The following is a 19,630-nucleotide window of genomic DNA, read 5'->3' on the forward strand; positions in this document are numbered from 1 at the left end:
TAAACCTTAATTTTTTTTAATATCATATAAAAAATTATCTACCTTATTTGAAGATTTTGGGGGATCGTACTTAAATTTGCTATCAAGAATTCCAATATTAAACTTAACAGCGATTAAATCAATAACTATTTCACGCCCACCACTAGTAGGATAAGCAGTAATCCTTCTAATTATTCCATCCGGAGTAAAGGCAATAATAAAAGAATTAATAGTAGCGGCCCCTTTGTAAAGCTTTCTAGAAAAGGTTAATTTAATATATTTCCCAGGCTCAGATGAATCTAGAGCTTCTAGATTTGGAGAATTGGTATAAGATACGCTGTACTCACTATTCAAAACTTTCATAAGACCTCCCCCACTACTACCTTTTAATAATTGCTGATTAAACGAGGTACCAAGAGATGGAACATAAACTGTCAAAAATTCACCATCGCTTACAAAAACTTGATTATTGGAATCTAGATTAATAATAAACTTGTCTGGAAACTTATAAAGCAAAATACCTGTTTGCTTTAATCCCTTTAAAGTGAAATTAATTGTCGCTTGCATATCCTCTATATTTTGATATTTAGCATAAATTCCTTCAAAGTATTGATTTGCAGATATTTGAGCAAAAACAGCAACAGGATACAAAACTAATAAAAGCATTGTTTTTATCATTCTATGAACTCTTATTATTAAGCTTAAGCTATTAACAAAACTAAATTTAAACTATTACTATTAATAATAGTTTATTTCCATAATACTACATATCATGGAAATAAACTATTATTAATAGTAATAGTTTAATACATAAAATAAAAATTTAAAGCTTAAGTATATAACACTTTTAAAGAATTAGGATTTGATAAAAATGTCTTTGAATTACGTTGAAATAAATACTTTGATTAAAGAAATCCCTTTCGCAAACTCTTTAATAAAAGAAATAATACAGCCGGATTATAAAAGTTTGATTTTAGAGATTTACAATAAAATTGACAATAAAAAATTTAAAATATTAATCTCTTTAAATCCAAGCACTACCAGATTCCATATAACAAGAAAAAATTTCAAAAAGAATGCTTTAAAATTAAGATTTTCTGACTTCTTAAAATCAAAAATTCAAAATGGAAAAATTCTAAAAGCTTCCCAAATGAAAAATGAAAGAATAATTTATCTTGAGATTTTTAAAAAGGACATAATTATCTTATTCATTAAATTGTGGCCATCCTCTCCAAATATAATAGCTACAAACCAAAACTTTAAAATACTGGACGCATATTACAGAAGACCAAAAGCAAAAGAAACAACGGGTGAAACCTTTTTAAAAGCTAAAGAAATACATGAAAGCAATAAAATGCCTGATAAAAAAATCATGGGTCTAAAAGAAGAATACGATAATACCAGCCATAAATCTTATTCTGAATTTCTTGAAAATTACTACGAATCACTCAGTAATCAAATTAAAAAAAACAATATAAAAGAATTGCTTATTGAAAAATATAAAAAAGAGTTAATTGCTTTAGAAAAAAGAATAGGGTCTTTAAAACAACAAATCAAACTAATTAAAAACATTGAAAATGAAAAGGAAAAGGGTGAGTTGATTTTATTAAATATAAACAAAATACAAAAAGGGATCAAAGAAATAGCCCTCTTAAATTATAAAGAAGAAAAAATAAAAATATCGTTAAACCAATCGTTATCGCCAAAAGAAAACGCCTTACAATATTTTAAAGCATACAAAAAGGGCAAAAATTCTTTTGAAACCATACAAAATCAATTAAAAGATAATCTAGACAAATTTAATCTCATTAAATCAAAAATAAATATGTTAAAGATCAAAAATTTCATTCCAAAAGAAGAATATAATCAAGAAGAAACTGCTATTAAAAAAAAAGAAAAAACACCAAAAATAGGCTTACATTTTACCTCTTGTGGATTTGAAATTCTTATTGGAAGAAACGCAAAAGAAAACGATGAACTTTTAAGGCGCTGTGTTAAAGGAAATGATTATTGGCTTCATACAAGAGATTATCCTGGAGCTTATGTTTTTATTAGAAATCAAAAAAATAAAACTCCTTGCCTTGATGTCCTTTTAGCTGCTGGTAATTTATGCGTATTTTATACAAAATTAGCAAAAAAATCAGGAAAAGCAGATCTTTACTACACGCAAGTTAAAAATTTAAGAAGGGTTAAAAACGGAAAACTAGGCCTTGTAATTCCAAAAGCAGAAAAAAATTTACATATTAAGCTAGATGAAGATCTAATAAAAAAAATAAAAAATAAAACCTAAATAATGTTTATAGCAAAGCAAAGTTTTGAATTTTTTACAAAATATTGTTATTCAAAGACAAAAAGCATAAAATTTATAAAAGTGGAGGAAGAACTTTATGATTTCAAAGTTAACAAAAATTGTAGCAACAATATCTGATCTTAGATGCGAACCAGAACACATAAAAGATTTATACGATGCAGGAGTAAATGTAATAAGACTAAATACTGCTCATCAATCACACGAAGATACAATAAAAGTAATAGACAATGTTAGAAAAATTTCAAATAAAATAGCTCTAATGATCGACACAAAAGGACCAGAAGTTAGAACAGCTAATATTGAAAATCCTATTATTGTAAAAACTGGAGACAACGTAATAATCTCAACTTCGCCTATTAATGAACCTAACAACCTTCAAACTAATTATGATGGATTTGTTAAAGAAGTGCCCCAAGGATCTAAAGTGCTAATTGATGATGGTGAGCTTGAAATGACTGTTGTTACTAAGCTGCCTGACCGATTAATTTGTGAAATTAAAAATGACGGCCAAATTAAAAATAAAAAATCAATCAATACTCCCGGCATTTCTCTTAAACTGCAATCAGTAACCGAAAAAGACAAGGGATTTATTGAGCTTGCAGCAAAATATAATGTTGATTTTATTGCCCATTCGTTTGTAAGAAATTCCAAAGACATTCAAGATGTTCAAAGAATTTTAAATGCTGCTGGAAATCCTGATGTAAAAATCATATCCAAAATCGAAAATCAAGAAGGAATTGACAATATTGAAGAAATTGTAAAAGCATCTTATGGAATAATGGTTGCAAGAGGAGATATGGGGGTCGAAATTCCTGCAGAAGATGTGCCTATTGCCCAACTCAAAATAACACAAACCTGCATAAAGTATGGAATACCTGTGATTACAGCAACTCAAATGCTTCATACAATGATTGAAAATCCAAGGCCTACTAGAGCAGAAGTATCTGACATCGCCAACGCTATTTTAAACGGTACAGATGCAATTATGCTATCTGGAGAAACCGCTTACGGGAAATATCCAATTGAAGCTGTAAAAATGATGACAAGTATTGCTAAAAAAGTTGAAAAACATAGAAAAATGACTTTATATAAAGATGAACTTTTTTACGATAAAAGCATTACAAGAAACTATATTATAAAATGTGCAATCGATGCTACAAAGCTTATGGATGTAAAAGCAATTATTGTAGATTCTCTAAAAGGCAAAACTGCAAGAATAATGGCAACTTACAGGGCAAGTGTTCCATTATTCATTACAACAAATAGCGAAAGGCTGGCAAGAGAATTATCATTATCTTACGGTGTTTATTCTAATCTTGTAGACAATAATTTTAAAAGAACTACCGAATTTGTAGTAACTTCTCTTAAAATGTTAAAAGAACAAAATATTGTCAATGACAAAGATACTGTAATAATTATTTCTGGCAACCCAAATAGAGATACTGACAAAGGAACAGAATTTATGGAAATAAACACAGTAGAAGATGCAATCAAGGGGCGAAATATATAAAGCAAGTTAGAAACCCCTTGGTTGAAAACATATTTTATTCAAATAACACAAACGGCTTATCATTTAAGCTGGCAGAAAAAAAAACTCACAAAGCTATCCTAACAAATTATGGAAACTATGAGTTTTTTTTAAAAAATGAATGTTTGTTTAAAAAAATAATATCAAATCAAACTAATAATGTATTTATAATCTCTGAAGCAAAAAGCAATTTTTTAATTAATATATCTAATCATCATGTATGGAGAATTTTTAATAAAAATATTAAAGTAAACCTAAAAATATTAAAATTACTAAAAATTTTAAATTTTATCAATATAGACGATAAATTAATCGAAAATGATCATAAAATTGAAATTACATTGAATTTTATTAGTAATATAAAGCAAAATATAAAAATAATTCCAATAATTTTTGGGAAAATTTGCAATACACATTTACTACAATTTTGTGAGTTTTTAACACCTTTTATAAACGAAGAAGAAAATTCATTTATTTTTCTATCTTACTTTATTTCAAAATCTACAAATATAAAAAAAACCCTAAGGCTTGAAGAGAATTTAAAGCGCATCTTCCTTGAAGAAAAACCGCCTAATCTCAATATAATACTAGAAAGCTATAAATCAAAAAAAATATTTCCGGAAAACATAAATGCAATCATGGCTATTTCAAGCCTTTTTAAAAATTTTGAATTTAAAGACTCAAAAATAACAACTGACCCTCCAGAATACTTGATATCAAGCAGCATTCTAATAAAATAAAATTGTCAAAATTAAAATTTATAAAAAGTTTTCTATTTTTTTGCAGTTTTTCTTTAAAAAAGCATCAAGTCCTACCTTTGAAATACTTCTTAATGCATTGGCAGAAACTTTAATGTTAATACTTCTTCCAAGTTCTGGAATAAAAAATTTTTTATTTATTAAATTGACCTTAAAGGTTCTTTTGGTTTTTACTCCAATATGCTGCCCAGCTCCACCCTTTTTCTTGGCAAGACCCTTCCTTGGAACATTGTTCCCAAACATAGTTTTTTTTCCTGTTATTTCACACTTTCTAGCCATTTGAACACTCCTTCAAATTTATTATTTTTTCTCCAAATACAAATCCATTAACTTTAAAAATAAAGCCAAACTACCCAAAATACTCTTCATTATACCTCCAAAGTTTAAATTGTTTCCATAGCTTTTAGCAAGATCCACATCAAGCTCTTTCCAATTATAAATTAGCTCTCTTTCCAACGACGCTTTTGAATAGTCTGAAAGACAATCTTGTAAACGCTGTTCAATAGAATAAATTTTGGAATAATATTCACTTGATATAGTAAACGCCTTTTTATTAACATCTGCTATTATATTTAATAACAATTTCTCCGAAGATTTATCTCCAACAGAAGCTCTATGTAGTAATGCATTTATTCTATTACCATAGCCACCTTGCTCTCCTAAACTAGAATCAAAATCAATAAGACTTGCATAAATATTAATCAAAGCATGCATGTCATTAGACATTTCTCTAGAAAGCTCTATAAGCTTCCATTGTCCTTTAATAATAAGCAAATTAATAATATCATTAAGATCTTTTTTAACAAAATAAATAGTATATGTTCTTAAATAAACTAAAAGCTCGCAATAAATATAGCCTGTAGTGCTCATAATTTTAGATACAATCTTTTCATTCATTTTTTCATTATAATTATCCAAATTTAAAAAAGATATTCCTGGGAAAAGCTGTTCGGCTAATATTTTAGATTTGCTATTTTTTTGCAAAACTTTAATCTTTTCAATTTCATTGGCAACATGTTTGGTAAGATCATTAAAAAATATTCTTGCCACTGGATTAGGCTTTTGCCCAATAGAAATAGGAAAATAATCTGGATCCCCACTAACATATCTTATTAGATATAAAATTTCTTTACTCTTATTTATATCTAGAATGGAAGAAACAATCTTAATCCAGACATTCGATTTAATGGGAAAATCTTCTTTATTTCCATAAATTTCTAAAATAATGTCATAAAGGTTTTTCCAAATAGAAATATTCTTAATGCAAGAAATACATTCTAATAAATCTTTAAGATCATCTATAATAACTCCACAACCTATAGAACTGAATCTAGGCCTATAGACAAAATCATCTTCTGGAAGCAAGTTGTCAAAATTTTTAAGAACCAAATAATATTGATATAAGACTAAATCAAAAAAATTATGCAAAGCTCCATAAGTTTCATCTATCAATTTAATTTGTTCTTGAGTTATGTTTTTAAACAAATAAGATAAATTATTATGTAAATTTTTAGGAAGATCTGGAGTCAAATTTATATTGTCGCTTGCAGAAAAAGAATAAATATAATCTAAAGATTTTTTCTGACTTTCATTTAAATATTTTTCAACAACAAAATGAACAATTTTATTAGAATTTTTATATCTTTGAACAAATGGCCTTAAGGGAGAAAAAATTTTATAAAAATTATAAAGAAATCTAGAAAATTGAGGTAAAGCATGAATTTTTGAAGCATTAAAAAAATTGCTTGCTCTGCTTAAACTAATTTTAACTTCTTTTAGCCTTTTTTGCTTTATCTGTTCAGAAGTAAGTTCTTTATTAATACTAAACATAGAAAGTATAAAATCAAATAAACCCAAATTCATTATCCCCCTAAAAACTCTTCGGTTCCCTTGCTCTATTCTTCAATTAAACACGAAAATCAATATTAACTATAAAAATTATACATAATTTATTGTAAAATAAAAGAAAAAACTTGAATAATTTTATGAGAATAAAAAATTTAATACTAATAGCAATTTTGTTGATTAGTACTAGCTGTGCAAAAAATAAAAATATAATTGTACTAACTGACAACAAAACAATACCATTTTATATAAATCAATTTAACATCGAAAATAAACTAGATTTTATAATTAAGTTTAGGAACAACATTGATCTGCAAACAGTAGAAAAAGATAATGCACAAATAATTATTTCTAAAAATATTGGCAATACAAATATTATAAACTATTTTAAATCTATAAAAATCAATTATAATACCGATTATCCTATTTTAAAAAACATTTTCAAACAATTTAACTACAAAATTATCCCATTAAGCTTTGATATTCCTATTTTAATCTATAAAAATACACACCACGTTAAAAAATACATAAACAATAAGTATTTAAAAGAAGAATACGAAAATTTCATTAAAGACGGAAAATTCTTTATATCACCCTATATTTCTGAAAACTTATTTTATGTGATTTCTGAAATAAATGATGTGGGGTTTTCTTTTGAAAAGAACAAATTAAATTATAATGAAAATAAAATTTTAAAAATGCTAGAATATTTCTCATCATTTTTAAATGCAAAACAAATGGATTTGCAAAAAGATTTCTTTAATAAATACGGCTACCTTAAACTAAACAAAATATTACTTAATAAAAAATCTCTTCTAATAACAGGATTGAGTGATCTAACCTTTTACAATAGCTTAAGCGAACAAGAGAAAGCACAAATAAAATTTTCATATCTCATCAACAATAACAATGAAATTGTTATCTCAAACCCAAATTTTATTGGCACTTTAGAAACATCTATTTTAACTAAAAAATTTATCAACTGGATTTTAGATAAAAAAACCCAAAAAAACCTAATTGGATTTAACAATCAATTCCAATCAAACATATGCTTTGGTTTTGCTAACGGTTTTACTCCTTACAAAAAATTAAATTTAAAAATAAAACACTCAATTGATGGAATATCTCCTTTTATAATTGACGAAACCCAAATCAATAGCTATTCTTATGTATTAAGTAAAAAAACAATTGAAAAAGAAAACTTGCTAATAAATGAATGGTTTTTCTCTAGAATTAAGAATCAAAAAAAAAATAAAAATTAAATATGCTTTTCCTTGTAATTTCCAACAATGACTTTAAAAATAAGGAAAAACAATAACGAAGAAAGAATAGCTAAAGATATGTGTACACTATTAAAAGTATATATAAGAAGAGAGGTAAAGACAATTAAAAAATAATTTACAAAAAGACAAATAATCCCAGAAAAAATAGCTATCATTAATGAAACTAAAAAAATCATAGCCTTGGAATTAAAATTAAATTCTATTTTAGAAAACAAAGAGATAAAAAATGCCCCCATTAAAACTAGCAAAATAGGAGAAATCAGCAAAATCAAGCTCAAGGAAAAAATATTAATTAATTTCAAATTTAATATAGCAACTTTATTAAAAGCGCTTGACAAACTTTGAATTTTTAAAAAAAATCCAACCTCAGAGAAATTTGAAAATAAAGCTAAATTTTCTACATTCTCATTAATTTTTACAACCTCTAAAACATTCGTATCAAAACTATCCACAGACACAAAAACTTTGGTAAGAGTAATTTCACTCTGCTCATCGTCTTTGTTTAAAACATTTTGATACACAAAATTACCTCTCAAAGTAGCAAATGGAATTTTAATATGCAATATAACATTTCCTGCCTTATTAAATCTAATAAGCTCAAAATTTTTTATTATTTTAGAATAATTATTAAGAGTGACAACTTTTTGCATATAAATATAATCATAAAACCTTTTATTAGAATCTGGCTGCAATAAAAATACATCGTTTATTCCATAATATTCAAAATATTTTTCAATCTCATCAAAAAAAAGATACTTTTTCCTAAGTTTTTCAAGCGATTTATTTTTATAATTTAAAATTTCATTATCACTGGGCAATAGCTTATGAAGATTAGAAAAACCGTAATAAGCTAATTTAAACTTTTCAGTATTAAGATACAAAAAATTTTTTTGCTTTTCTTCAGAAATCAACTGCATTTTTTCTTTTTCAAAATTCCTGTTTTCATTAATAAACTTTAAAGTCAAATTTAAAAGCGCAACAAAATTATCGTCTTTTGTTGCAACATAAGCAATATAAGCAAAGTAATTGGCCGTATGATAATCATTTTGGGAAATAAATTCATTAACAATATTAAAAAAATCTTGCTTTTTAAGGCTTCGCAAAGGATACCTTGAAAAAGTTTTTTTAACCTTTTCCAAATCAACATCATAGCTTGGAATTTTATTATATTCAGATTTCACTAAATAATAATTTGTTAAAAGCTCTTCATTATTTACATAAATAATTCGCATTTTATCATATATTCTAATCAAATTTTCAAGATGTTTCCTTTTTTGCTTCATTGAATCTGACAAATCAGTAGATAAAAAAAGTCTATTTGAAGACAAACTTATATCTATATTTTTAATTTTAAGAGATATTTCATTTGCTTCACTTTCAAGAAGGTTATATCTATCATAACTAAACTTATACTCATTTCTCTGGGCAATTATATAAGGCAATATTAAATTAAATATAAAAGTAAAAAAAAGCCCTATAATAAAAAATAATAGTAAAAATGCATAAAGCCTAGAAAATAAATATCCATTATACGATTTTAAATAAATCTTTATTTCTTGCTGAACAAAAAAAGCAAAGTAAATGCAAACAATAAAAATAAAAAATCCATAAAAATACTTATAAAAAAGCAAAATAGAATCAAAAAAAGCTGCTATTAGCCTATGCTTTTCTAAAAAATTTTCTCCAAAAAAATAAGAATAACTAAAGATTAATCCTAGGAAAAAACATAGAAAAATAATAAAGTTGCTCAAAAATGCATATATTTCTCTTTTCATAAACTTTAAGAATTAACTAACCTTATATAAATTATTATCTAAATCTTTGCTGATTTTAATATATTCTGAAACAAAGCCAAATAAATAGGTAGAAAAAAAAGTTAAAACACAAAAAATAAAAGGAATAAAATCAGAGATAACACTCTTTCCTATTATTACATTGTAAATCTTAGGAAACTCGATCGAATAGACATTATAAATTTTTAAAAAAAGTATAATAAAAATAGGATAAAGAAATATTGCAAAACTATTTGAAAAAATAAGATTGAAAACATAAGAAAACGCAAATAATAATAAAGAAATTCCCAGTATATTAAAAATTAAATTTAAATAATTGAGTGAGAGTAGAAAATTATTCAAAATTTTCAAATCCCTGAAAAGAAAATCAACAAAGCTATTATAAATCTTTTGCTCTAAAAAATTCTTATCAATCAAATCAATCTTATTAGAATAAGAAAGATTTGATTGATAAGAAAAACTTTTATCCTTTTTATCATCCTCTGCAACAATTAAAACTCCATTAAAACCATAAAATTTAGGCCTATTACTAGAAAATATTATTTTGCCATTTAAAAAATGCACAACCTCGTCTTTAAGAACAAAATTGTCATTGCTCTTGCTATTAATATAGTGAAAATGAAAACTATGACTAACCAAAAATCCTAAATAAGAAAACAATAAAATAAGAATAAAAATAATGCAATAAAAATGAAAAGTATCTCTGGGGGGCTTTAAAACCACTCCATAAAAAGGATAAGGAATTCTCATAAAAGTAACAACAAGCGACAAAGGAAAAGAATAAATATAGGCATTGTAATAAAGACTATAACTAAAAATAGAAAAATTAAAATACAAAAACTTATATTTTAAATAAAATGTAAATATAAACATTAAAGAAAAAAGGCAAAATATTAAAATAAATCTATAAATTATTAAAAAGATCAATCTTAAAGAATCAAGCACAGCAAATCCTCCCCCTCAAAAATTGAAAAAACTTTAAGCCTTTTTGTTATCGACCAAAATATTTTTAATCTTCTCCTTAGCTTCTTCAAAGCTAATTTGCAAAGCTAAGCTAATCTCGTGCTCCAATATTAACTCAAAATCATTTAAAATCCTTTTTTCGTAAAAGGGAAGTTCTTTTTGAGTAGATTTTTTATATAAAAATTTATATAACTTTGCTGTATCCAAAATATCACTTTTTTTATAAAATTCATGACCACCATCTTTTATTTTTTTTGAATCTATTTGACCTTCGAACTCTTTAATAACATCAAAAACTTCTTCTACCTTTTCCCTACTAACCAAAGCTCTAATCCCAAAATCGTCAACTTTAGCAACAGGAACCATAAAAATCATATCGCTAAATGGAAAATGTATTTCATAATAATCAATAATCTCGCCATTAAACTCTTTAGTCCTAATATCCTTAATCGTACCTACTCCATGCATTGGATAAACTACCGATTGGTTTAGCAAAAATGCCATACTTACCTCATAAAATATAGATAGTTAAAATTTAAAAGTTCATAAAAAAACGCTTAAATTGGTCCTAATATTAAATTTATTTTTATAAAATAAATTTTCAAGATATCTATCATTACAAAAGCTTATTATTACACTAGGAGTAAGTTTGTTAATATTTGCAAAAAACATTTCTTTATTTCTCTTTACAGCTTTTAAATCATAATACCCAATAAAACTAATTTCTTTATGAGATTCTTTTAATCTTAAAAATTTTTTCTTTGAAATTACTTTATCCTTGTCAATAATATAACATGTTTTATGGGCATTTTCTAGTATTTCCATTAAAATAAGAAGAACTGTATTTGAATCATAACAGTCAATATTAACTCTTTTAAAAATCCTACAAAAAAATCTTACAATCTTAGAATTTAAAAAAACAAGAGAAGAATTTTTAATGTGATTTCTAAATTTTTTAAAAATCAAAACCTTAAGGAAAGCCTTAAAGCCAATAAAAATTACTATTGAATGATAAGGATGTCCTGAAAGATAAGCAAATCTGCTTATAAGCTTACTGCGACTATCAAAAACATCTATAGGCACCCCTAAAAAATAAAATCTGTCTGGTTTTGAATATATGTCTTTTAGATTAGCCATTATAATCCCCTAATAATGCCTTAAAATAAGCAAGTGAATAAATAATAGCCGTATCCGCTCGTAAAACCGGAGTGTTAAACCTTACAAAATTAAAGCCTTTCTCCTTGAAAAAGGCAATTTCTGGCTTTGAAAAACATCCTTCAGGGCCTATTATAATTCCAATTTTGCTAAAATTATCAAAACTTTCATTTTTGCTTAAAATCATTCCACTTTGATGAGCAACATAATATTTAGTAGTACAAAAAGAATAAGGCAAATAAAAAAAATTATTATAAAAATTAATTTTAGGAACAATTTGATTACCGCTTTGCTTTAAAGCCTCATCTATTATTTTTGAAAATCTTAAAGTTTTGGCAGATGTGCTATTTATATCTATTTTAGACACAGAATGATCTGCATTAATAATATTAATTTCTGAAACTCCAATTTCAACAACTTGTCTTAACACCGAATCTATTTTTTTGCCCTTTAAGCTAGAAATAAAAATACTTATCTCAAAATTATTTTTTTCAATTTTATCTATTTTATTGGTAGCAAACTTAATAAAATTACTACCAATCTTAACTATCTCTGACGTCCTTGATTCCTTATCTTTTAAAAGAATGTTAAGCTTATCACCTTTTTTAAGTCGTCTTACATTAACAAGATGATGATATATTTTCATATCTTTAACTATAATAAAATCGCCCGCTAAACAATTAGCATCTAAAACAATTTGCTTCACAATTTAATTACCTAATTTAGATAAATACTCACAAGCTGCTTTTAAAACCTTGTCATAATGTAGATTATAAATTGGGAGTTCTTTATTATTATCTTGATAGTAATTAAAAAACACATACTTGCCTAAAAATTCTTTATCAATTTTATATTTTGGATTTTCTTTAACAAGATTCTCAACAAAAAAATCAATCTCTTGCTCAGTAATGGATTTTTTGCCTTTTAAAAAGCCTTCTATTAGCTTTTTATCAAAAATTTCTTTATATATTACTGCTTCTTCCTCAGAAAAATCTGGAGATTTTATTTCTAAATCAGGCTCAATCCCAACTTTGTGGATACTCTTTCCAGATGGAGTATAATACTTTGAGCTTGTAATTTTAAATCCACCAGTATAAAAAGGAACTACATGCTGAATAACTCCCTTGCCGTAAGACTTTTCGCCTATAATATAGGCTCTCTTATTATCTTTCAAAGCCCCTACAAAAACCTCCGACGCTGACGCCGATGATCTATCTATTAAAGCAACGATTTTTATATCTGAAGGCAAAACTTGTTTTGAGCTTGCCTTGTAATCAATAGGCTTGCTAGAATTTCTTGATTTTGTAGAAACAATGGTTCCTTTAGATAAAATATCATCTGCCATTTTTATAGCTGCCTGAAAATATCCACCAGTATTAAGTCTTAAATCCAGAATTAAAGATTTAATATTTCTATTCTTAAGATTGTCTAAAGCTTTGCTAAAATCTACAGAAGTGTATGGATTAAAGCTTACTATTCTTATATAACCAATATCTGGATTAATAACATCATACTTGATTGTTTGTATTTCTATCTTTTCTCTTGTAAGTTCAAAATCTAATGTTAAATCTTTTCCCCTAAGAATAGACACTTTAACTTTTGTACCCTCTTTGCCTTTTAAACGATCAACAACTTGATCTACTTCCATAGAAGAAACACTCTTGCCATCAACAGCGATAATACAATCTCCAGATTTAATTCCAGCCTTATAAGCCGGACCTCCCTCAAAAGGTGTAACAATAGAAACACAAAAGCTATTAGAATCAAGATTTTTTGCCTTGTCTTGCTTATCTTGAGAATGCATTTTTTTTATTATAGAAATTCCAATACCAACATAATCTCCTACTGTTGTTTTTGAAATTTCTTCTAAATCTTTTTTTGTCAAATATTGAGAATAAGGATCCCCTAGGGCTTGAAATATTCCTTTTAAAGCACCTTCAAAAATCACTTCATCGTTTACAGGTTCAACATAATTTTCTTTTACAAATTCAAAAGCTTGAATCATCATCTGCTCATAACTAGATCTTGACAACTTATTATTATTAGACTCATCAACAGCAAAAATAGATTCAACAATTACTAAAGAACTTATGCTCAGAGTCAGTAAAAAATACGCGCATATTAAAAATTTATTTTTCATTTATCCATTCCTAATGCAAAAATTAAAACTTGATTTTATTTCCATAATATAATATTTTAAAACTATGTTAAACTCACATCCTAAAAAAAAACAAAACCTCAAAAGAGTAAGCCTTATTATATTACAAATACTCGAAAGCCTTTTGATTTTAGCCCTACTATACCAAGCCATTAATAAATTAATTTTTATTAACAATTACTCCATAAAGTTTATGCTAACATTTATTCTATACTCACCCGAATTTTTCATGGCAAATTTAACACTCTATTATTTTATCTACGAAAAATTTAAAATTCTTCATAGCATTATAGTAATAACTAAATTATTCCAAATAATATTAACATTATTATTATTTATCTTAGGATTTACTTTTAAAATATACGTCTATCAAATCTCTCTGGCTATACTTTTGGGAATTACAGCAGTTTATCTGGTATTCAATGTAATAATTTTAGCAATAATTAAAGCAAAAATAAAAACAACGGAGTAAAGCTTGATTATTATTCCTGTAGCCAGTGGTAAGGGGGGGGTTGGCAAATCCCTTTTCTCGGCAAACATAGCAATTTGCCTGGCGAATGAGGGAAAAAGTGTCTTGCTTGTGGATCTTGACCTTGGAGCATCTAATTTGCATTCAATGTTAAACATTACGCCCAAAAAAAGTATAGGCACATTTTTAAAAACAAAGATTAATTTCTCAGACATTATTATTAAATCTGGAATTAAAAATCTAAACTTCATTGCAGGAGATTCTGATATACCAGAGCTTGCTAATATAACTGCTTCTCAAAAAAAAACTATAATAAAAAATTTAAAAGCCTTAGAATATGATTACTTAGTGATTGATCTTGGAGCAGGAACAACTTTTAATATTATAGACTTTTTTTTAATGTCAAAAAGAGGAGTAATAGTAACAACGCCAACAGTAACAGCCACAATGAATGCATATTTATTCCTTAAAAATATAATATTTAGACTGTTATCAAGCGTATTTAAAAGAGGGACAAAGGGAAATGAAATTCTAAAAACAATAAAACAAAATTCAATCGATCTTCAAAGGGTATATATCCCTAATTTGCTGTTAAAGCTAGAAAGCGAAGATCCTGAAAATTACTCTACATTTAACAAATTGTTTAAAAAAATTAGTCCTTTTATGATATTTAACATGCTCAAAACTCCCAATGACATTGGAAAAACCGAAAAAATAATAAAATCAGCAAAAAACTATTTAAGCATAAATTTACAAAGCATTGGAGCAATCTATAAAGATGAAATGGTTGATCAAGCTTTAAACAACAAAATCCCTATTACCATATACAAACCTACAAGCTTAACCTCTAAAAGTATTAAAAAAATTGCAAAAAAATTGATCGAAATTGAAGATTTAACAAATGATGCTGAGCTTTTAAACGAAGAAGATTTAAATGAAAGTTATGATTTCGTGTTAAGAGAAGCTCAAGAAGAATATATTGAAAAAATTGAATACCTTGAATCGTTGATAAAAAATAAAACAATAGAAAGTAGCGAAATTATTGATATAATAAAATCTCAAAAAAGAGAAATCGAAACCTTAAGAAAGCAAAATATGTTATTTAAAAAAAAGCTTTTTGAAAAGTTTGAAAAGGCTAAGGAGGTCTAATGCCAAATTATATAAATTACCCAAGTTGGTTACATCCTGAAGTGATTCAAGGTATACCAATTACATGGTATAGCCTATCTTACATTTTTATAATACTAATCTCTTATAAGTTTATTTGGTATCAAATACAATCAGACAGAATTGATATCAAAAAAGAAGATTATGAAACATTTATGTTCTCGCTTGTACTTGGAGCAATTTTAGGAGGCAGATTGGCGTCTACTCTGGTTTACGATAAATCAGGGATTTATTATTCTCATCCGTGGTTAATTTTTTTACCATTCGACCAAAATTGGAATTTTACAGGCTTTAGAGGCATGGCCATTCATGGTGGTTTTTTAGGTGCAATAATTGCTCCTTTAATCATAATAAATACAAAACTTAAAAATACAAATGTTAAAAAATATTTTCTAAAACTGACAGACTATGGATCAATAGCTTTTTCTTCTGGTTACATACTTGGAAGACTCGCTAATTTCGCAAATGCAGAACTTTATGGAAGAGTAATGAAAGGAGGAATAATATTCCCCAATGCAGAACCATTTGACACAAATACACCAGGCGTCAAAGAATTTGCATCATCCATAGGGCTTGAAATTTTGCCTCATGACCTGCTAATCAACCTACCAAGAATACCTTCTCAACTTATTGAAGGATTTTTCGAAGGACCTGTAACTTGTATGTTACTATGGTTTTTATTTAGAAAAATTAAAAAATATGATGGATTTATTTTTGGTATATATGTAATGCTTTACGCTTTTTTCAGATTCTTTATTGAATATTTAAGAGAACCTGACAAAGACCTTGGATTTATAATAAACTACAAGCCAATTAAAAGTCTGTCAGAATTTTCTTTTTTAAACATATCAATGGGACAAATTCTCTCACTAGTACTAATGTTCTCAGGTTTAATATGGGTAGTAGTCACTAAAAAAATCGCAGATAAAAAAATAAAAAATAATACTAACTTGGCATATAAAAATTAAAATAAGAGCACGCCAATAAAATGAAAGGGGTTAATAATTACAAAAATATAAATTCTATTGTAATCTCTAAAAACGAAATTGATGTTAGAGATCTTATAAAACTTAAATCTATTTTTAACTTAATTCAAATTGTAAAATCTGAAAAAGCTTTATACAGTGAATATGTAAAACAAAATAATATTAAATTCGCTATTATTTATAATCATGAAAAACCAATAGATTTTTCAATAAACGTTGCAAATGAATTAAAAAATATAAACAAAATTCACTCTATTATAATTAGCAATGAAAAATTTGATGAGGAATATTTAAAACTTAATCACATAGAAATAATAAAAGATATAAGCGAATTAGAATATAAAAAAAGCTTAATACACCAAAAAAAACTATTTTGCGACAACCAAAACTCAACCTTAGATTTCTTTTTAAATTTATCAGAACTCATTAAAGAAATAGTAATCATCACAAACACCGAAAATGAAATTATTTATATTAATGAAAAAGGTAGTAAAAATCTTAATCTTCCAATGAAAACCTCTGGAAATAAAATCAAAGTAACCGACATAGACATTAGAGATTGGGAAAAGTTAAAAAAAATAGATTTAAGTTGTCATACAAATTCTATTCCTGAATTTAAAAATATATTAATAACCAATTGTATTTTAACTTTAAAAAATAATAAAAAACTATATGTAGATGTATTTATTAGCACAATTGATCAAAACAATATTGATAAATTAATAACAATAAAAGAAATACCAAACCTTAATGAGATAGAAAACTATAAATATCTAGAAATTATTGATTCGCAAGACGAGATTCAAAACGCCAAAGAAATTGAAAAATTACTAGTAAACCATGTGGATATTTACAAGAAAAAAAGAATATATTTGCTTAATTTAGATCTATTCCTAACAACAGAATATGAATACAAAGAAGATAAAGAAAAGCTTAATATAAAAATACTTAAAATAATGTATTCAAAAATAATGTCATTATACTCTGAATATATTTTTAAGCTAAAAAACAACAATTTAATAGTAATTATATGCACAAGTGGTGATGAAAACCAAATAATCTCAATTGCCAAAAAAATCAAAAAAACAATTACGTTAGCATTAAAAAAAGAAGATATTATTATATTCGAATTCAATATCGGAATAATAGAAGTAAATTTAAGAGAAAACCTAGAATTAAAAATCCCCAAATTAATGATGGCTACAAAAATATCATCAGAATACAAAGACTCTAATCCTATTATATATAAAGAAGAACTACCAGAAGCGGTGATTTTAAAAAATCAAAACAAAATCTTTCAATATATACTTAAAGCAATAAAAAATGATTTTTTTACTCTTTATTATCAAAAAATAAATCCTCTTAAAAAGAACCTAAAGCCTAAAATAGAAATCTTGACAAGACTTTTTGACCACATGGGCAAACCAATTCCAAACGAGCAAATTTTTAACTTAATAGACAAATACAATTTAACTGCTGAAGTTGATCAATTGGTGGTTAAAAAGGCTTTAAGAGAATACAAAAGCTTTGTATCAAAAAATGGGGTTCATATTTTCTCAATCAACATATCTCCTTATTCGCTAAAATCCCAAAACTTTCGAATCTTTTTAAGAGATACTTTATTAAAAAGCCAAATCCCACTTCAAAATATATGTTTAGAAATAACAGAAACTGGAATTCTTGAAAATTTTGAGATAATAAATAAATATTTTCAAGAATTAAAAAGTTTTGGAATCAAACTAGCACTTGATGATTTTGGAAGCGGACATACATCACTCTCATATATTAAAACACTACCAATAGACTTACTTAAAATAGATGGATCTTTCATAAAAGCAATAAACTCTAGTGAAATAGATTATGTAATAATAAAATCCATTAAAAAAATAGCAGATACAAAAAATATAAAAATTATTGCTGAATTTGTATATAATGAAGAAATATTGAAAAAAATAAATGAACTAGAAATAGACTATGGACAAGGATTTTTATGGCACAAACCAGAACCAATATAAATTCTAAAAACAGTGAAATCTAACAAATATATTCATGGCTAAATTTTATTAAATTTCAAAAAAAATTATTTTGCATTTAAAAGGAATAAAATTAATGGAAAAAAAAATAGCATTAATTGCACATGATAAAAAAAAGGATGATTTGGTAAATTTTGTAAAACAAAACTATCTCTTCTTATCCAAATTCAAGCTTATTGCAACAGGGACAACAGGGTCCAGAATCCAGCAAGCTACTGATCTTACAATTATTAAATATAAATCGGGCCCTATGGGGGGAGATCAGCAAATTGGAGCTGAAGTAGCTGAAGGGAATGTCTTAGCTATATTCTTCTTTAGAGATCCCCTAACAAATCAGCCTCACGAACCAGATGTGTCAGCTCTTATTAGACTTTGCGATGTACATAATATACCGCTTGCAACCAACGTAAAAACAGCAGAAATTTTAATAAAAGGATTTGAGGGTTTGAATACTTAATTTTAAAATAGGCTTTAATTTAAAATTAAAGCCTAAAAAATCAAAAATATAAATTAATTCATCATCATAGGTGAAATTTTTTCAATACCGTCGATAATATAATTAACAGATTCAAGGAAAGTCTTGGCATCTGAATTATTCTCATCAACTGTAACTTCCAATTTTGAATTTTTAATATTAAGATCTCTAAAAGTACCGATAAGATCACTTTTCGCACCATGTAAATTACTATTTATAATCTTTTTAAAATCAGAGGTAATCCCAACAAAAATAAACGCTTCTTTCCCAGAAATCTTAATTGGAGCTTCTCCTGCATAAATATTGTCATAAAAATAAACTATCAACTTTGCATCCTCTTTCGAAGGTATTGTTTCAAAGTATCCATCTTTCTCAGAAAAATAAAAAACCTTTATATTTTCTCCTAAACTTTTTCGATCATTTTTTGAATGAACTACTCCCATAGCATGAAAAACATGACCAATAGTATGCTCATCTATTTTAGAAGTATCATCAAGTTTAGAAGTGTTGTCCACTTCTTGCTCCTCAACATATTCATTTGAGCTATCTTTTGAAGTACACGCAATTATTAAAAAAAATAAAAACCCCATTAAATAGTTTTTTAAAAAACCATTTTTATACATAAAAATTCTCCCTTATGATTTATTTATAATATTAAAATTAAAGGTAAGTTTACAATAAATAATTTATTTTGTACACACCTTAAAAACAATTAAAATGCTAAAAT

The 19,630-nt window shown here is 26.1% G+C and carries 19 protein-coding genes; 9 read left to right on the forward strand and 10 right to left on the reverse strand.

The annotated features are described in order from the left end of the window. Positions 1–6: 6 nt before the first annotated feature. Positions 7–657, reverse strand: coding sequence for a LolA family protein (locus BG_RS01680; RefSeq protein ID WP_011193675.1), 651 nt, complete (start codon positions 655–657; stop codon positions 7–9). A gap of 193 nt (positions 658–850) precedes the next feature. On the opposite strand from BG_RS01680, the gene BG_RS01685 reads away from it, so the two are divergent. From BG_RS01685 to amrB, 3 genes are all read left to right on the forward strand, one after another. Further along, entirely contained in the window at positions 851–2,269 is a 1,419-nt protein-coding gene (locus BG_RS01685) for an NFACT RNA binding domain-containing protein (protein WP_011193676.1), read from the forward strand. A gap of 97 nt (positions 2,270–2,366) precedes the next feature. Beyond that, positions 2,367–3,800, forward strand: coding sequence for a pyruvate kinase (gene pyk / locus BG_RS01690; protein ID WP_011193677.1), 1,434 nt, complete (start codon positions 2,367–2,369; stop codon positions 3,798–3,800). A 17-nt stretch (positions 3,801–3,817) separates the two neighbouring features. Beyond that, the gene (gene amrB, locus BG_RS01695; RefSeq protein WP_011193678.1) at positions 3,818–4,558 is read left to right on the forward strand and encodes an AmmeMemoRadiSam system protein B; all 741 of its coding nucleotides are present in this window, start codon (positions 3,818–3,820) and stop codon (positions 4,556–4,558) included. A gap of 18 nt (positions 4,559–4,576) precedes the next feature. Here amrB and rpmB read toward each other — a convergent pair whose 3' ends face one another. Both rpmB and BG_RS01705 read right to left on the reverse strand, forming a co-directional pair. Next, positions 4,577–4,855: a 50S ribosomal protein L28 gene (rpmB, locus tag BG_RS01700; protein ID WP_011193679.1), complete on the reverse strand. Its 279-nt coding sequence runs from the start codon at positions 4,853–4,855 to the stop codon at positions 4,577–4,579. Positions 4,856–4,876: 21 nt separating this feature from the next. After that, the gene (locus BG_RS01705; protein WP_011193680.1) at positions 4,877–6,439 is read right to left on the reverse strand and encodes a DUF5312 family protein; all 1,563 of its coding nucleotides are present in this window, start codon (positions 6,437–6,439) and stop codon (positions 4,877–4,879) included. A 110-nt stretch (positions 6,440–6,549) separates the two neighbouring features. Between BG_RS01705 and BG_RS01710 the strand changes: the two genes are divergently transcribed. After that, the gene (locus tag BG_RS01710) at positions 6,550–7,683 is read left to right on the forward strand and encodes a hypothetical protein (protein ID WP_044007880.1); all 1,134 of its coding nucleotides are present in this window, start codon (positions 6,550–6,552) and stop codon (positions 7,681–7,683) included. Here the strand turns inward: BG_RS01710 and BG_RS01715 are convergent. Genes BG_RS01715 through BG_RS01740 form a run of 6 tightly spaced genes read right to left on the reverse strand, consistent with a single transcriptional unit; the run spans position 7,680 to position 13,755 of the window. Continuing rightward, positions 7,680–9,479, reverse strand: a complete 1,800-nt coding sequence (locus BG_RS01715; RefSeq protein WP_011193682.1) for a hypothetical protein — start codon at positions 9,477–9,479, stop codon at positions 7,680–7,682. The two genes, BG_RS01710 and BG_RS01715, sit on opposite strands and share 4 nt — an antisense overlap. A 12-nt stretch (positions 9,480–9,491) precedes the next feature. Further along, on the reverse strand, positions 9,492–10,442 hold the full coding sequence (locus BG_RS01720; protein ID WP_011193683.1) for a hypothetical protein: 951 nt from the start codon (positions 10,440–10,442) through the stop codon (positions 9,492–9,494). A 33-nt stretch (positions 10,443–10,475) separates the two neighbouring features. Then, the gene (locus tag BG_RS01725; protein ID WP_004793081.1) at positions 10,476–10,964 is read right to left on the reverse strand and encodes a CarD family transcriptional regulator; all 489 of its coding nucleotides are present in this window, start codon (positions 10,962–10,964) and stop codon (positions 10,476–10,478) included. Between the two features lie 39 nt (positions 10,965–11,003). Beyond that, on the reverse strand, positions 11,004–11,597 hold the full coding sequence (locus tag BG_RS01730) for a hypothetical protein (protein WP_011193684.1): 594 nt from the start codon (positions 11,595–11,597) through the stop codon (positions 11,004–11,006). Next, entirely contained in the window at positions 11,590–12,321 is a 732-nt protein-coding gene (locus BG_RS01735; protein ID WP_011193685.1) for a 16S rRNA (uracil(1498)-N(3))-methyltransferase, read from the reverse strand. Before BG_RS01735 ends, BG_RS01730 begins: the two co-directional genes overlap by 8 nt. Before the next feature lie 3 nt (positions 12,322–12,324). Further along, entirely contained in the window at positions 12,325–13,755 is a 1,431-nt protein-coding gene (locus BG_RS01740; RefSeq protein ID WP_011193686.1) for a S41 family peptidase, read from the reverse strand. A 64-nt stretch (positions 13,756–13,819) separates the two neighbouring features. Between BG_RS01740 and BG_RS04915 the strand changes: the two genes are divergently transcribed. From BG_RS04915 to mgsA, 5 genes are all read left to right on the forward strand, one after another. Next, a complete protein-coding gene (locus BG_RS04915) occupies positions 13,820–14,245 on the forward strand; it encodes a hypothetical protein (protein WP_095205640.1) in 426 nt (141 codons plus the stop codon). Between the two features lie 3 nt (positions 14,246–14,248). Continuing rightward, complete coding sequence (locus BG_RS01750; RefSeq protein WP_011193687.1) at positions 14,249–15,391, forward strand: MinD/ParA family protein; 1,143 nt, start codon at positions 14,249–14,251, stop codon at positions 15,389–15,391. Next, a complete protein-coding gene (gene lgt, locus BG_RS01755) occupies positions 15,391–16,377 on the forward strand; it encodes a prolipoprotein diacylglyceryl transferase (protein ID WP_011193688.1) in 987 nt (328 codons plus the stop codon). The genes BG_RS01750 and lgt overlap by 1 nt, the downstream gene beginning before the upstream one ends. A gap of 20 nt (positions 16,378–16,397) precedes the next feature. Continuing rightward, positions 16,398–18,410 (forward strand): EAL domain-containing protein, encoded by a 2,013-nt coding sequence (locus tag BG_RS01760; RefSeq protein WP_011193689.1) that lies wholly within the window; start codon positions 16,398–16,400, stop codon positions 18,408–18,410. Positions 18,411–18,504: 94 nt separating this feature from the next. Continuing rightward, complete coding sequence (mgsA, locus tag BG_RS01765; RefSeq protein ID WP_011193690.1) at positions 18,505–18,885, forward strand: methylglyoxal synthase; 381 nt, start codon at positions 18,505–18,507, stop codon at positions 18,883–18,885. A 53-nt stretch (positions 18,886–18,938) separates the two neighbouring features. On the opposite strand, the gene p22 is transcribed toward mgsA, so the two are convergent. Beyond that, positions 18,939–19,526, reverse strand: a complete 588-nt coding sequence (gene p22, locus BG_RS01770; protein WP_011193691.1) for a lipoprotein P22 — start codon at positions 19,524–19,526, stop codon at positions 18,939–18,941. Between the last annotated feature and the right edge of the window lie 104 nt (positions 19,527–19,630).

It is taken from the genome of Borreliella bavariensis PBi (assembly GCF_000196215.1).
Classification (GTDB): Bacteria; Spirochaetota; Spirochaetia; order Borreliales; family Borreliaceae; genus Borreliella; species Borreliella garinii.

Coding starts and splice junctions, on each gene's coding strand:
- BG_RS01680 (WP_011193675.1), bottom strand. CDS start 657: ATGATAAAAACAATGCTTTTATTAGTTTTGTATCCTGTTGCTGTTTTT.
- BG_RS01685 (WP_011193676.1), top strand. CDS start 851: ATGTCTTTGAATTACGTTGAAATAAATACTTTGATTAAAGAAATCCCT.
- pyk (WP_011193677.1), top strand. CDS start 2,367: ATGATTTCAAAGTTAACAAAAATTGTAGCAACAATATCTGATCTTAGA.
- rpmB (WP_011193679.1), bottom strand. CDS start 4,855: ATGGCTAGAAAGTGTGAAATAACAGGAAAAAAAACTATGTTTGGGAAC.
- BG_RS01705 (WP_011193680.1), bottom strand. CDS start 6,439: ATGAATTTGGGTTTATTTGATTTTATACTTTCTATGTTTAGTATTAAT.
- BG_RS01715 (WP_011193682.1), bottom strand. CDS start 9,479: ATGAAAAGAGAAATATATGCATTTTTGAGCAACTTTATTATTTTTCTA.
- BG_RS01725 (WP_004793081.1), bottom strand. CDS start 10,964: ATGGCATTTTTGCTAAACCAATCGGTAGTTTATCCAATGCATGGAGTA.
- BG_RS01730 (WP_011193684.1), bottom strand. CDS start 11,597: ATGGCTAATCTAAAAGACATATATTCAAAACCAGACAGATTTTATTTT.
- BG_RS01740 (WP_011193686.1), bottom strand. CDS start 13,755: ATGAAAAATAAATTTTTAATATGCGCGTATTTTTTACTGACTCTGAGC.
- BG_RS04915 (WP_095205640.1), top strand. CDS start 13,820: ATGTTAAACTCACATCCTAAAAAAAAACAAAACCTCAAAAGAGTAAGC.
- lgt (WP_011193688.1), top strand. CDS start 15,391: ATGCCAAATTATATAAATTACCCAAGTTGGTTACATCCTGAAGTGATT.
- BG_RS01760 (WP_011193689.1), top strand. CDS start 16,398: ATGAAAGGGGTTAATAATTACAAAAATATAAATTCTATTGTAATCTCT.
- mgsA (WP_011193690.1), top strand. CDS start 18,505: ATGGAAAAAAAAATAGCATTAATTGCACATGATAAAAAAAAGGATGAT.
- p22 (WP_011193691.1), bottom strand. CDS start 19,526: ATGTATAAAAATGGTTTTTTAAAAAACTATTTAATGGGGTTTTTATTT.